The organism is Litorimonas sp. WD9-15, assembly GCF_050271975.1.
Taxonomy (GTDB): domain Bacteria; phylum Pseudomonadota; class Alphaproteobacteria; order Caulobacterales; family Maricaulaceae; genus Litorimonas.
Window position 1 is genome coordinate 385351 of record NZ_CP189850.1, and the last position, 14278, is coordinate 399628.

Annotated in this window: 15 protein-coding genes; 4 read left to right on the plus strand and 11 right to left on the minus strand. The window is 52.3% G+C overall.

The window, feature by feature from the left end; all coding sequences use genetic code 11:
- Positions 1-114 precede the first annotated feature (114 nt).
- Positions 115-738, plus strand: a complete 624-nt coding sequence (locus tag ACP9M6_RS01840) for a ParB N-terminal domain-containing protein (RefSeq protein WP_427452933.1) — start codon at positions 115-117, stop codon at positions 736-738.
- Here ACP9M6_RS01840 and ACP9M6_RS01845 read toward each other — a convergent pair.
- From ACP9M6_RS01845 to ACP9M6_RS01865, 5 genes are read right to left on the minus strand one after another with little or no spacing between them, the layout of a single operon-like run.
- On the minus strand, positions 735-1733 hold the full coding sequence (locus ACP9M6_RS01845; RefSeq protein WP_427452935.1) for an NAD(P)H-dependent glycerol-3-phosphate dehydrogenase: 999 nt from the start codon (positions 1731-1733) through the stop codon (positions 735-737). The two genes, ACP9M6_RS01840 and ACP9M6_RS01845, sit on opposite strands and share 4 nt — an antisense overlap.
- Entirely contained in the window at positions 1733-2167 is a 435-nt protein-coding gene (locus ACP9M6_RS01850) for a DUF1178 family protein (RefSeq protein ID WP_427452937.1), read from the minus strand. The genes ACP9M6_RS01845 and ACP9M6_RS01850 overlap by 1 nt, the downstream gene beginning before the upstream one ends.
- Positions 2164-2967, minus strand: a complete 804-nt coding sequence (locus tag ACP9M6_RS01855) for a carbon-nitrogen hydrolase family protein (protein WP_427452939.1) — start codon at positions 2965-2967, stop codon at positions 2164-2166. The genes ACP9M6_RS01850 and ACP9M6_RS01855 overlap by 4 nt, the downstream gene beginning before the upstream one ends.
- A gap of 1 nt (position 2968) precedes the next feature.
- Entirely contained in the window at positions 2969-3220 is a 252-nt protein-coding gene (gene grxC / locus ACP9M6_RS01860; RefSeq protein ID WP_427452940.1) for a glutaredoxin 3, read from the minus strand.
- Between the two features lie 24 nt (positions 3221-3244).
- Complete coding sequence (locus ACP9M6_RS01865) at positions 3245-4018, minus strand: ComF family protein (protein WP_427452942.1); 774 nt, start codon at positions 4016-4018, stop codon at positions 3245-3247.
- 23 nt (positions 4019-4041) lie between these two features.
- On the opposite strand from ACP9M6_RS01865, the gene ACP9M6_RS01870 reads away from it, so the two are divergent.
- Both ACP9M6_RS01870 and ACP9M6_RS01875 read left to right on the plus strand, forming a co-directional pair.
- A complete protein-coding gene (locus ACP9M6_RS01870) occupies positions 4042-4887 on the plus strand; it encodes an SAM-dependent methyltransferase (protein WP_427452943.1) in 846 nt (281 codons plus the stop codon).
- A gap of 385 nt (positions 4888-5272) precedes the next feature.
- Positions 5273-5608, plus strand: a complete 336-nt coding sequence (locus ACP9M6_RS01875; protein WP_427452945.1) for a hypothetical protein — start codon at positions 5273-5275, stop codon at positions 5606-5608.
- A 231-nt stretch (positions 5609-5839) separates the two neighbouring features.
- Here ACP9M6_RS01875 and ACP9M6_RS01880 read toward each other — a convergent pair whose 3' ends face one another.
- Positions 5840-6967: a CaiB/BaiF CoA transferase family protein gene (locus ACP9M6_RS01880; protein WP_427452946.1), complete on the minus strand. Its 1128-nt coding sequence runs from the start codon at positions 6965-6967 to the stop codon at positions 5840-5842.
- Positions 6964-7275, minus strand: coding sequence for a DUF4031 domain-containing protein (locus tag ACP9M6_RS01885; RefSeq protein ID WP_427452948.1), 312 nt, complete (start codon positions 7273-7275; stop codon positions 6964-6966). The genes ACP9M6_RS01880 and ACP9M6_RS01885 overlap by 4 nt, the downstream gene beginning before the upstream one ends.
- Positions 7276-7480: 205 nt before the next feature.
- On the opposite strand from ACP9M6_RS01885, the gene ACP9M6_RS01890 reads away from it, so the two are divergent.
- The gene (locus ACP9M6_RS01890; RefSeq protein WP_427452950.1) at positions 7481-8491 is read left to right on the plus strand and encodes an acyltransferase family protein; all 1011 of its coding nucleotides are present in this window, start codon (positions 7481-7483) and stop codon (positions 8489-8491) included.
- 75 nt (positions 8492-8566) lie between these two features.
- On the opposite strand, the gene ACP9M6_RS01895 is transcribed toward ACP9M6_RS01890, so the two are convergent.
- The 4 genes from ACP9M6_RS01895 to ACP9M6_RS01910 form a co-directional block, all read right to left on the minus strand.
- On the minus strand, positions 8567-9118 hold the full coding sequence (locus ACP9M6_RS01895; protein WP_427452952.1) for a sialate O-acetylesterase: 552 nt from the start codon (positions 9116-9118) through the stop codon (positions 8567-8569).
- A 381-nt stretch (positions 9119-9499) separates the two neighbouring features.
- Positions 9500-9769, minus strand: a complete 270-nt coding sequence (locus tag ACP9M6_RS01900) for a hypothetical protein (RefSeq protein WP_427452954.1) — start codon at positions 9767-9769, stop codon at positions 9500-9502.
- A gap of 133 nt (positions 9770-9902) precedes the next feature.
- Positions 9903-12770 carry a TonB-dependent receptor domain-containing protein gene (locus ACP9M6_RS01905; RefSeq protein WP_427452956.1) on the minus strand — a complete coding sequence of 956 codons (2868 nt, stop codon included), beginning with the start codon at positions 12768-12770 and terminating at the stop codon, positions 9903-9905.
- A 24-nt stretch (positions 12771-12794) separates the two neighbouring features.
- Positions 12795-13265 carry a TonB-dependent receptor plug domain-containing protein gene (locus ACP9M6_RS01910; RefSeq protein ID WP_427452958.1) on the minus strand — a complete coding sequence of 157 codons (471 nt, stop codon included), beginning with the start codon at positions 13263-13265 and terminating at the stop codon, positions 12795-12797.
- Positions 13266-14278 lie beyond the last annotated feature (1013 nt).

Genomic DNA, 14278 nt, shown 5'->3' on the forward strand with positions numbered 1-14278 from the left:
AGGTAACAAGTTAACGCACGTTAAGGATTTTGGCATTTTTTTAATGGAACGGATGTGTTCCAGTAAGTGTTTATCCTTCAGGTTAGCGTCATGTTAAGTATGAAAGAGGCAGCTATGTCCCTATTTAAAACGGCCCCTGTGGATATGTTCACAACTCTGCGCCCGCGTCCGCTTGCGGGGCGTGAGCTCTCCGAAATCAAAGCTGTTCAGGCGTCTATCGCCCGTTTCGGCCTCCTCTCCCCGATTATCGTCACGCGCAATCATGGCAAGCTTACAATTGTGGATGGCCGGAAGCGTCTCGCCGCCATTCGTCGTCTGGATTTCATGGGGCTTTTACCGCGTTCACTTGTCAATATTCCATTTATTGAGCTCTCAGAGTTAAAGGATTCAGCCGATCAGACTCCGGCCCTCATGTCCAATCGCGATCTCTATAATACCGTCATTGGCATGTTTCGTCAGAATCAGGACGTTGATGCCATCGCGGCGGATCTATATCTCTGCCATAAAAGCGTGCGGCAGGTTTTGACGCTGTCCAGATTGTCCCCGCGTCTGCGCAAAGCGTTTTTCAACCGCACGATCGATTTCAGCCGCGCGAAAAGCTATGCCGCTATCGCCGGACACGTGGCGCAGGAAGAGGCCTTTATGGCGCTTGGACCCTTTGCGACAGAGCAGAATATAATGGACCATATTCATAATCCGGAACCACATTTCGACGTTCCAATGCGGATGGCCGCCTAATCCGTTTCAGATTTTAGAGGCCGCGCGAGCAGCGCGGTCATCGCCTCTGCCGGTGTTATGTCGCCACTGAGAACGCGGTTCACTGCCACACAAATTGGCATATCGACATTGTGCTTTTCTGCCAGTCTGACAAGAGCCGGCGCTGTCGCAACACCTTCTGTCACGGAATTTCGAGCCGCCAGAATATCTTTCAGGCTTTCACCCTGTCCCAAACTCATCCCGCAGGACATATTGCGGGATTGTGTTGAGGAACAGGTCAGGACCAAATCGCCCAATCCGCACAACCCGGAAAGCGTCTCGGCTTCTGCACCCAAAGCCGCGCCCAGTCGGTTCATCTCCGCAAATCCGCGCGCGATCAGGGCGGCATGGGCGCTCTGCCCCAACCCCATACCCAGCAACATACCGCAGCCGATTGCGAGAACGTTTTTCACCGCGCCGCCTATCTCCGCACCGATCATGTCATCGGTGGTATAGGGGCGGAATGTCAGCCCTCGAATGAGCGGCGCGAGTGCATTGGCCGCCGCCAAATCATCGCCCGCCAGAGTCACAGCCGTCGGCAAACCTGCGACAACGTCTTTGGCAAAGCTGGGCCCTGAGAGGACGAAGCGCGACGCTTGCGGAACCGTCTCGGCCAGAACCTCATTCATGAAATCCAACGTCGAAATCTCGATACCTTTGGAGCAGAGAATGACGGGTAACCCGTCCGGAATATGCGTTGCGAAAGCTTCCAACTGACCGCGCGTATGCTGCGCGGGAATGACGGAGAGGCAGAGTTTGGCGGCTGCAAAATTGGGCAGCTCCGCCGTTGCCGTAATATTTTCATGTAAGGGCGCATCGGGCAGATATTTTGCATTTTGGCGCGTCTCGTTGATCGCAGCGGCCTGTTCCGCATCCCGCATCCAGAGAGTCACAGCATGACCGTTGGACGCGAGGAGTTGCGCCAGTGCCGTGCCCCATGAGCCTGCCCCTAAAACAATAGCGTTCACTTGCGTCATTAATTCAACTTCGGTTTTGATTTTTCAGGGACGAGGATATCGGGCAGAGGGTGCGCCTCTATCCCCTCCTCGGACAGGCTCGCGGATTCTTCCGGTGTAGTCGAGCCATAAATGCCGCGCGCAACTTTTTCGCCGTAATGAATAGCGCGGGCCTCTTCTGCGAATTTATCGCCGACATCTTCGCAATTTTTCGAAATTTCATCTCGGATTTTCGCCGCGACGGTGTTCATCGCCATCTTGGCTTTTTCTGACCGTGCCTCGACCTTTCGCGCGGTTTTGATCGCAGGGGCCATGATCGCTTTTTCGACATTCACGCTCTCGCAGATCGGGCAGGTCAGCAGGCCGCTTTTCGCCTGATCGTCATAGTCAGACGAAGACGAGAACCAGCCTTCAAATTCATGGTCGTGGTCGCAAATGAGCGTGTAGCGGATCATGAGGGTGCCCCCCGCCAAGCCGGAATACGGGCGCGGGCTTTTGTGACAGCGGCGCGGTCTATGTCCGCCAGAATAAATCCGGGGTCATCATGATCGAGTTTTTCAAGAACCTCTCCCCATGGATCAACAATCAGGCTGCGCCCCCATGTGCGACGTCCATCCGCATGATGGCCGCCTTGTGCGGGGGCGATGACATAGGCCCCTGTTTCAATCGCACGCGCGCGGAGCAGAGTCTCCCAATGGGCTTTCCCCGTCGCGACGGTGAAGGCGGCGGGTACTGCAATCAGGTCGACTTCGGCTTTGGCATAGCCCGCATAAAGCGATGGAAACCGGACGTCATAGCAGATGGAGAGGCCGAGATTTAAATCCCCGACTGGCGCGATGACGGACCGTTCCCCAGCCGTGTAAGTGTCACTCTCGCGGTAATTCTCGGATTTTGAAATTGCCGCTTCGAATAAATGGATTTTGTCATATTGCGCGGAGAGCTTTCCGTCCGGCGTGAACAGTAGAGAGCGGTTCGCGATCTTCCCGTCGTCTCGCAAGATTGCGAGGGATCCGATGAGCAGATGGATATCGAGTTCTACCGCCAGTGCTGCAAAAGCCGTCACACCCTCATCCTCTGCCATGGGCTTAACGCCACGCCGCAATTCCGTCGCATCCTTTTGCAGGAGATGCGTCATTTCGGGTGTCGCAATAAAGCGCGCACCGTCAGCGGCAGCCGCACGGATCAGGTCGGACGCCGCCGCAATATTCGCGACGACATCCGTCCCGGAGCACATCTGTATCGCGGCAACCCGCATATTAGAGGCCGAGCATCGCGTCGAGTTTCCCCGCACGCTCCAGCGCTGCGAGGTCGTCACTGCCGCCGACATGTTTGCCGTCAATGAAGATTTGCGGGAAGGTGTTGCGGCCCGACCGCGCGTTCATTTCCTGCCGCTTTTCCGGTTTAGTGGCGGGGATATCGATGACGTCGACGCCCTTTTTCTCCAGCAAATGCTTGGCCCGAATACAGAACGGGCACATGAATTTGGAATACATTTCGACTTTGGCCATGAGATTTTCTTTCCTGTTAGGTCCTTATGTAGGCAATGCGGCGGCTTTTGCGACCCGTGCCAAGCATAATCCGTCCACTTGTCGGGCGCCCGCTTTTTTCAGGGTGCGCGCGCAAGCTTCCAAAGTCGCGCCCGTCGTGAGCACGTCATCAATCAGGATGACATGCGCGCCCTGTAATCTGTCCATTGCACCGGGACGAATATCAAACGCGCCGCGCACATTATCTGCCCGTTGCCGCAGATTAAACTGCCCTTGGCTTTCTGTGCGCTTAGTGCGCATCAAACTATCAGGATCAAACTTTGCCGATGTGATTTTACCCAGCGCCCGCGCCAGCAGCGCCGCCTGATTATATTTTCGCCGAATGAGACGAGAAGGGTGGAGCGGCACGGGAATGAGATAATCCGCGCCGTCCAATATGTCCCGCCCCGCCCGTCGCATCTGCGCCGCGAATCCGGCCAGCCCTTCCGTTCGGCCCCCGTGTTTAAATGACAGCACCAGCGCGCGTGACCCGTCATCATAAGCCATCGCCGCACGCGCATGGTCATAGGCGGGTTTGCGGACGGAACAGCGCCCACATAATCCACCGTCAGCAATCTGGTATTCAAATGGAAAGCCGCAGGCCTCGCACCACGGCGCGTCGAGGAAGGTGACATTCTCCCACAACCGTTTGGACAGCGGATCACCCGCGAGGCTCAGAAGCTCTTGCGGGGGCAGCACGGTATCCACGACAGACCCGCCCGCATGTTTCAGCACACGCGTCATGACTTGTGGCAGGCTGTCATCTTGTGTTTCCGACATGTTTGCGACAGTAGCGCAAGGATATGAACACGTCTCCACCGAAAATATTTGACCCAATCGCGTTGCGTTTCGCAAAGACCCGCGCCACGCACCGACAAGCCCGTAAAGGCGTGTCGTTTTTATACCAACGCGCGGCAGAGGATGCGGCCTCACGATTGGAAGATATTAATCGGCAGTTTGATCGGGCCGTTTTAATTGGCGGCTTTGATGGACGGGACATTATTCAATCCCACCTCCGGCCTGAGCGGCGGCCTATATCATTTGACCATATAGAGAGACCCGCCGATTTGGACAGTGACTATGACGTCATTCTCTCCCTACTTGAGCTACAAAGCGATGAGGGTCTTCCGAATACGTTGACGACATTTCGCCAGTACCTGAAACCTGACGGGCTCCTGATTGTGGCTCAGTTCGGCGGAGAGACCCTGACCCAACTCCGGCAAAGCCTTTACGCCACAGATCAACAGATCATTGGCGGAGCGACGGCGAGGGTCTATCCCATGGTCGATTATTCACAGGCCGCGATGTTGTTAGGGCGAACGGGACTAGCACTGCCGGTCGTTGATACGGACCGGATGACCGTGACTTATGGAAAGCTGGAAAGTCTGGTCTCTGATCTGCGGGATCTGGGTCTTACAAATGCACTCAGCGCGCGGGATAAGCGTCCACTCTCGCGGGGCTGGTTTACAACCTTGCGGGAAAAATATGCAGAGCATTTCTCGCGTGAGGACGGGAAGCTCCTCGCGACTTTCGAAATCCTCTGGATGACAGGATGGGCACCACATGCGAGCCAGCAAAAACCCCTCAAACCCGGCAGCGCGAAAATGCGGCTATCCGATGCCCTGAATACGGATGAAAGAAAACTCTGATTTTTGCGAAGGACTTTCGTGGATGAAACGTGTGTCCTTTTGGAAGGAAAGACCACGCTATGAAACTTTTCTCATATTCTGCGCTATTCTCGAGCGCCTTGTTCTTTTCATCCTGCGGCGGCAACGGAGCACGCTCTGTACCTCCGCCAACATCCTCCCCGCCACCCGCGTCATATGATTTTCCGCCATTGGTGCAGAGGTTGAACGCTCTCCCATCGCCGAGGGTGCAGTCCTGATCGGGAACAGTTCCGGTGTTCTCTATCACTACCGGAAGGGCGATTTCGATCTCGAGCAATCTACAAATGTCGCCTCGGCCTCTAAACTGGTGAGCGGTATGGGACTCTGAACATTGATCGAGGCAGGAACACTGTCGGAGCAGAGCCGATTGTCCGAAACAATCGTGGATTGGCCCTATGCTGTCGATGACATCCGGTCATCCGTCACGCTCGAACAGCTTGGAAGTTTTACCTCGGGGTTCAATGCTCGACCGAGCGGTCGCGGCTGTCATGGACAAGGCGATGTCTCCCTGCGGGACTGCGCGAGTTCGATAATTGTTGAGGGACCGGACACACCGCCCGCCGACGCCTTCGCCTATGGTCCGGATCACCTGACGCTTGCGGCCTTGATGGTGAAAGATGTGACGGCATGGCGTCAGGACCGCACATATGGCGTCACCTTTCTTAGCCGGTTCAGCGCTTTGGATAATCTGGAATTGGAATGACATTATGGATTCGGGTTTTTCATCGAATGTGACGACACCCCTTTTTCCGAACGTTGTTCTGACGCGTCCATCACATCCTCACCCGGGGGGTTGGGGCTTCACGCCCTGAGTCAATTTCGAAACAGGATATTGGGCGATTATTGGCGTGGATGAGCCGAGCTTTCAAACGCCCGTTCAAGATTCGATTGAACTGCAACAGACGCTCCAGCCAATGATCAAAAACAGTCTGCTCTAGGGTGTGATTCCTGCAGCTTTAAGCGCTTCGATTTTCACCGTGTCATAGCCGAGTTCATTAAATAATTCCGTCGCATTCGCATTGGGCCCGGATATCGAAAATTCCGGATCTTCCATCGTGCCTTGAAAAACGGGTGCCGTACGCGGATGGGTGAACGGCCCGTGTTTTTTCAGCCCACCCCGCGCAATATTCTGCGGATGCTCAGCGGCTTCCGCATAGGTCAGGACGGGCGCGACGCAGGCATCCGTGCCGTCGAACAAAGCCGCCCAATCATCCCGTGTTTTGGTCGCAAAAGTTCTTTCCAGCAAGTCATGCTGTTCCGCGAATTTCGATTTATCATTCTGCCCGCCATATTCGGTCGGGTCGATGTCGAGCACGCGTAACATCTCGGCAAAGAATTGGGGCTCTAGCGGACCCACCGCCATGAACTTCCCGTCCTGCGTTGCGTAACAGCGGTAATAGGGCATAGCCCCGTCCAACAGGTTTGCGCCCCGCTCAGGCGTCCACTGACCAATCCCGTCCAGCGTATGAAGAATGCTCATCAGGGAATTCGTCCCGTCAATAATCGCCGTATCGACAATATCGCCCTTCCCCGTGCGGCCCGCCTGTATCAGCGCGGCGAGAATACCGTTGACGAGAAAGAGCGATCCGCCGCCATAATCCCCGACGAGGTTAAGGGGCGGTACGGGCGGTTCCCCCTTTTTCCCCATCGCGCCAAGCGCGCCCGTAATCGCAATATAATTAATATCATGCCCTGCGGTCTTCGCCCAGGGACCGGTCTGACCCCATCCCGTCATGCGGCCATAGACGAGTTTTGGGTTGACGAGGTGGCACGCCTCTGGCCCAATGCCCAGCCGTTCTGTCACACCGGGGCGCAGGCCTTCAAACAAGACATCCGCGGTCTTCACGAGGTCCAACACGACCGCCACGCCTTCCGGCTTTCGGAGGTCCAGCGTAATGGTCGTCTTGTTCCGGTTTGAAATCATGGGCACAGCGGACATCGGACCCGGTCGGTTCACCATGATAACCTCCGCGCCCATATCTGATAGGAGTTGCCCTGCATAAGGCCCAGGGCCTATTCCGGCGAGTTCAATAACGCGGATACCCTCAAGTGGCTTGCTCATTCTATTCGTCCTATAAAAGCCTGACGATAACGGTCTGTCCGTTGAACCGTACGAGTATATTTTAATATTCGACATTCATCTTGTTGCAGCTCAGCCCATTCCAAACCCAACCGCGCGGCAAAATGAAGTCCCGTCCGGTCGTCGACTTCGATCGCGCCGAGCGCAATTGCCTTAGCGCGGCGGGCCTCCGGAATATCATAATGCGGATGACTAGCCTTTGGCGGTTCCTGAAACCAATCCCGTTTCATCTGCAAACGGTCGGCCATATCATGCAGCTCAGACAGTGTATCCGCCGTCATATGGCACATAATGTAACCCCTAAACGGGTGGCGCGCGGTGTCGACATAAACGGTCATAGTTGAAAAGCACTAAGGGATGATCTTGGCGATGTCGATAAAGTCTAGACACACTTTATAATGTCGCGATTTTCGCGAATGAACGTTTTTGAGCCCTCTTTACACTTGGTGCGGGAATTGCACGACCCTGTCCATACTGAGACAGGAGTGCGTCTGCGTGTTAAGCAATTTACAGATACTCCGAGCCTTTGCGGCTCTGAATGTTGTATTGTTCCACATCATTGAGATTGGGGGAGAACAAGGCTTTGCTATTCCCGCCTTGGAATTTTTGCGGGGTTGGGGTGCGAACGGGATTGATATTTTCTTCGTCTTGTCCGGCTTTATCATGGTTTACATTGCAGAGCTTCGCCCCCGAAAACCAGTGGCGTTTCTGCACAGTCGTGCCGTCCGGATTGTCCCGATTTACTGGATCCTAACGGGGGTTGGGTTCGTCGCGATCCTATTAACAGGTGATTTCCGCGGTGAGCCCTTGGCGGTGGAAGCCGTCCTCGCCTCCTTCCTGTTTCTGACGCGTTGGACGACACTGGATATGCCAATCCTTTATGTTGGCTGGACATTAGAATGGGAAATGATGTTCTATCTGATCTTCGGACTGTGTCTGCTATTCAAGAATAAGACAGTGCAATTTATACTGCCCCTCATCATCCTGTCCGGTTTGGTCGTCTTTGCGGGGCAAGATTCGATCATTCTCGAATTCGGCTTTGGTATGATTATCGCTAAATTGTCAAAGTTGACCTGGGCTAAATCTTATGCCGGATTACTTACGCTGGCGGGCACGGCTTTGTTACTGGCCAGTATCTGGATAAAGCCTGATCTGCCGCAACCCGTTCTCTGGGGGCTGCCAAGCGCCCTTCTCGTGTTAGGCCTCGTCAATATTTCGCAGTGGAAGTTCCGATTGGGTGAACATTTGGGCGATGCGTCTTATAGCATTTATCTTATTCAGGTTTTCACTATTCCGGTTTTTTATAAAATTGCAGAAAAAACGGTGCCGGAACTTTCTCCCCTATTCTTGGCAATAGCCTGCTTGGCCGGGACGGCCTTGGCGGGAAGCTTGTTTCACCTAGTTGTCGAAAAACAGGTCCAAAAATTGCTTGGGCGAAAGAAGAAGACCGTTAAACCAGCCTATGATGTGGCCCGTTTAAAATCGGCGACCTCAGCCTCAAGATAAGGTTTTGGTCCAATCAGAACATAAAAAACTCCCACATATTATATGCGAGAACCTTTTAAGGAATATGGAAAAGCCTTACGGGGCGGAGTCAATCTCAACAACTTTATCCGCCAATTGCTCAGCAATATTGTTCTGCGCAACGGTATCAAAATGTGAGGGATCGCGTTGCGTTGCCCCAAGTGTTACAGCACCGAGATGTGTGTCCCGCTGGTCGGCGATGATAATGTCCTGTTCGCCACGTTGCGGGAATGTCGCGCCGTTCGGGATATCGAAATCATTTAATTGCTGAACATAAATCGGTAAATCCGCGCAGAATGCATTTCGTAAATATTGGAAGATATTGACGGTAGCAGCCGCAAATTCCGATCGAATTGTTTCCGTAATACCTGCACTGCTATAATATATGGAAACAGCGTCCGACTCGCCTTGCGCCCAAATGAGACCGTCCAGATCCTGGCTCGGCGCGAGTTCGGTTTGAATATCCGCAACGGCGTTAATCAAGATTTGAGTAGGCTGATTATTGCTCGCGTCCCACCAGAAGAGCGGGTCATTTCCATCAGGTACATTATTGCTATGTGATCTGCCTGTTGCAACATTTATAGCATGCACGGAGAACCCGTATAGCATGCGTGGAGAACCCGGTTAGGGACTGAATACGATTTGCAAAGAGCACCGCCGCCGGTTACGAGTGTACGACGAGATAGAATTGGCCTTCCAAAACGAAATAGGCGCCCTCAATGGATTCAAGATAATAAGTATCTCCGTTATTTTTCGTCACATTCATCTGCCATGAGATTGTTCCTCAACGGTGTCGTCTCCGGATGAACACTCGGAATCAATTTAGTCAAAATCTGCACGCCCGAGATAATTATATTCGCCCGTCGTGAAACCGGAATAAGTGTCGCGCCCGCGTGTACCGTTATAAACTGTAATGCCGGTATCGGTCCCGATAGAGGTAAAGATTTCACTGAAGTCATAAAACCGAGTCTGTTTTATGAACCAAGCGCCCTAGATATTATCCAAAATATTATACCCGCCATTATGCTTTTTCGCGTGAATCTGACCGTTTGTCTGACGCTCAAACCCGTAATTTGCGACCGTGCCCGGATAATTAATCTGGTCATAACGACCAAATCCGAAATAGTTGGCCTCATCCGTGAGGGTTCCCGGAAACGCTTTATTCTGTCCGTTACCGTCATAAGTCTGGACCTGCGCCAAACTCGCCGTCCCAGAGAGAAGAATCGTAATCAATGTAGCTTTTAAAAGTGTGGGGGTCATGCAGGTCTCCTGTAATTATTGGAGCCGTTGGACAATAATTTTGTTATGAGAAATTAATTATAGGTAGTATTTTACAAATTTCATAGATTTGCAGAGCGGCTGTCATATTTCAGCCGCTCTGAAATTTGGTAGACTAAAACCGGCCGCGTAGCCCGAAGAAGACTCGTGGACCGTAATCATTGACCTCATAAAGATCATCGCGAACAAAAGCGAATTGTTCTTTTGGTGCGCTAAAGAGGTTAATGGCTTCAACGGAAAGACGGAAATTATCCGTCACGTCATAAGAGGCGCGCGCTTCCCATACACCGATGTCGCCAACATAGCGCAGGCGCGTTCCATCAGAAATAAAAGGTTGAAAATACTCGTCACGATATTTGTAATTTACCTGCATATCGAAATCACCAATCTGGTAATAGACCTGAGTTGATAATGTATTCTCGGACAGTCCCGGCAATCCGGCAGGGGCGATGATCCCTTGATTTGTTTGCGTCACAGACCCATCCAAATTGCGTGTGAAGGCATCACCGTAACGGCTGTCCTCAAACTCGAAATCCGATTGCACATAATTATAGCTCAGTTTCGCTCCCAAACCGCTGAGGATACCGGGCAAATAGCTGAAGCGATGCGTTGCGGTCAGCTCTATACCAAACAGGCTGCTCTGATCATCGCTTGTCTGCTGAACAGAAACGGGACGTGTGATGTCCGTACCATTAATAACAAATGTTTCATTTTGACGAACATTTTCAAACCCACCCTGGAAGGCTTTATAATAAGCACCAACCGCCAGAATTGAATCCTCATTCGGATACCATTCAAAACTGGCATCATAGTTCCACGACATGAGAGGATCGAGTTCCGGGTTACCATCGGCATCAACTTCGTCAATTAATTGCTCAAGCGTTGTGATCGGATTTTCATCATCACCTGTATTGCTCGAGAACTGACGACCGAAGCCCATATCCGCGGGGTCCGCCCGCGACATTGCCCGGAATGCACCGAGACGCACAATTTTATCCGGTGCGACCTCTGCAATCAGTGTCGCACTTGGCAGGAAACGAGTATAATCATTTTCGGCCCGGATTGTTTCCAAATCCCCGAAAGACAGGGACAATTCACCATCATCATCATTGACAATTAATTGACGACGGAAGCCCGTGGCTTCTACATCTGTTTGAACCACGCGAAGACCAAGATTACCGGAAATCGGCAAAGACCCATTAATAGAGCCGTCATAAGTCGTCATCAGGTAGATAGCCTGCGTCGTTTCCTGAACATCAATTGTCCGCGTGTTCTCCCGATTGAGGCCCGGAATATCACTGGAAAAAGCATTGAGCGCAGAAGAGAAGCTTGCCTCTTCAGCATCAGGGTTTGTGAGATAGGCGTTAATATCACTCAAGATGTCATTTAAGGAATTGACCGATGTTTCAGCCACACAGCCCGCGTCCAATGTCGCCCAAGTATTTGTTGAGCTGATTATTGTACCGTCATCGTCGATATTTGTGACGAGGTCACCATTGCGTTGACTGCTCAGGAATGAATTACCTTCCGGGAATTCTGTCCGGCAGGCATCGCGTGTAGACCCAATAATGTTGACAATATTGGACTGTAGCAGTTGAGACTGGGCGAAGAGGGGATCATCCTCATCTTCGTCATTATCATCAATCACTTCGCGATTATTAACCGTCAGCTCGCCATCATTTTCAATCTCGAACGAGAATCGTCCATTCGTAATGTCCAGAGGGTTGCTGGATTCTGCTCCTCCAGGGAAATCCAGATAATCCTGCTGCGCCCAACGCACACCGGCTTCCAGCCCTGTGAAGAAGCCGTCACCAAGGTCATACGCCACGTCAAAGCGTCCGGAGTGGATCGTGTTGTCGCGTTCAAGGTCATTATCGATCCGAATGCGGAGGCGGTCCACATAGTTATCATAATCATTCACATCGAACACTTCGTCATAGAGCGTGTAAGACGGGACATTATTGCCACGACGATCAAATTCGATGACCGGCGAAATATCGGATTGCAGTCTGAATTCCCGATTATTTTCAATCCGGTTTGTATTGGAATAGCCGTAATCAGCCGACACAGTCAGGCGGTTTGTCACATCATAAACGATGTTCGCGCCCGCACCCGTATAAGTTTCACGACGTTCAAAATCACCGCCCTGAATCTCAATCGAATTATCTGTGATGGACCGTAAGACCGCGCCGCTTGGCGTTGCCACGAGCGAATCCAGTGTTGTTGTGGTTCCGCCCGGTCCAATATTGAGGGATGTATCATTCCGACGTCCCCCATTAAATGTCAGGTCGTTGCGCTGCTCAGTTTGAGTTCGCTCAGAATATTGCGCGTCCAAATTAATGTTCCAACGGTCATTAGGCGACCACTCAATCGCACCGAAGACTGCATCCCGTTCATCACGTGTATCATTCTGACGGAAATGGCGCTGGGAGGGAGCAAACACGAATGGCACACCCGCATCCGGCGCGACACCGTTAATAAGACCTGTATCTACACCTTCAACAAAAGAACCACGGCCGAAAGCTTCTAATTCTTCTGGCGTTGGACTGGCACTGCCACTCAGATCATCAAGGTCAAACCCTTCTAGGTTAAGATCATCACAATCGTCATCGCCGCGGCGTCTTGTTTCCGGGTTATTCGAGAACCCCGTGACTGTTCCAAGCGTTGTTGGTTCAATATATCGCCCATTGCCATTCGTGATCAAACAGGCCGGTCGGGAATTACTCGTCGGTCCGGTCTGACGGCTCTCGGCTTCCGGCTGTGAAATATCACTGCGCTGCACACCGATGGAGAACCCGATATCGCCTGTACCCAGCTCAAACTGGTCCACATAGCTGCCCGTAAAACGATAGCCCAAATCACCGGCTTCCGTATCATCCTGATCGAGCTGATCCGGGTTCACATTACCCTTTAGATCGAATTGGAGACGGCGCTTGCCATATTCCAGCGGCTTCAGCGTTTCGAGCTGAATTTGTCCGGCCACGCCGCCCTCAATTTGACTCGCATCCTATGTTTTGAACACGGCAAGCTTATTGACGAGCTCTGATGGAAACTGAGAAAAATTCACGGACCGGTCACCCGAGCCGTTTGTCGCCGCACGACCATTTACAACCGTCGAGGAAAGATACGGACCAAGACCGCGAATGGAGACCTCAGTGGCACCGCCATTTTCACGATGCGAAGCAACGCCCGTAATATTTTCAAGCGCCTCACCAATGGAGAGCGCGGGAAGATCACCAATTTCGTCCGCCGATAGACCATCGACGATTTGCGTACTGTTTCGCTTCAACGCGATGGCGTCCTGAATCACCTGACGAGAACCGGTCACGACCATGACATCCTCATCCTCTGACGTTTGCGCCATAGCCGGTTGCGCCATCAATCCAACCGCGAGCGCCGACGTCGAGACCGTTAGGCCGCGTTTGATTAGCCCGCGAAAACGAGACGTGGTTTTATGGTGTGTGATTAGGCAACTCATCGAGTGCTCTCCCCCATTAATGTTAAACTTATTGTTATTTGACACACCAGAACAAAAACCACGCAACGCGTTAACCTATGTTTTCGACCAATATAGCTAAATTGGTAGGACCAATTTGTTGTGAACTTGGCCAAACGCAGTCGTTTAAGGAGAAACACATCGACTAGACTGACAGGGAAATTTGGGGATAGGACGTTCTCAAATAACCATGCGGGAAGGTGCGACCGCCCATCGGTGGGAACGGCGAGAGCAGATTTCCCGTTAATGGTGGGACAGCCCGCGTGGTGATATCCGCGATGGATACCAAAGTTAGTTTTGTTTTACGCGAATATCGACCGTCACCTGATTGTCAGACAGGCTCTGGCACAAACCACGCGGCGGTGTGTTTCCAACGGCGGCCTTACTTGACTGCTCTCGTTCCAGAGAGTCAGGCGCTCGCGGCTGGGCTCCTCCACATCCCCGTTACAAGATGCTTCTAAGCACACCGTCCTTCGATACCAGAAAGCCAACGATCTCTTGCCTGTCCCATGTCCGAAAGAACGAGTTTAGATATAGCACAGGCCGGATAAGTGGGGATGCGATTGTTGGAAAGCGCGTGAGTATTGGGTTTGCGTGGGGGTGAAGGTGGGGATTATGTTTATCGCTTGGTAATCACCATATCCTTCACCAGACGCGTCATGAAGCTCATGCTCCCACAAGAGAGATTACCTAATTTGACTATCGGTTGAGAGGCGGCGCTGCTCTTAGATGTGCGAGTTTTTGGCGAGCCTTGCGACCCTGAACGCTTCGACGTTCGGCCATCAATAAAAAACTCATCATCCTGCGCCATGCGGACAACATAGCAGATTATGGCCGCAGAGTCTTTGATGGAAAGAGGGAGTAAATTTAAGGGTTCTGGGATGGTGTCACCTGTGGCCCAAGGTGATGCAAAAATGGTGTCACTTTGGGCCACAAAATAAGTCGTAAAAACAGAGCTTTAGCGTCGAAGTGGGCCACAATGGCCGCTTCGCTTT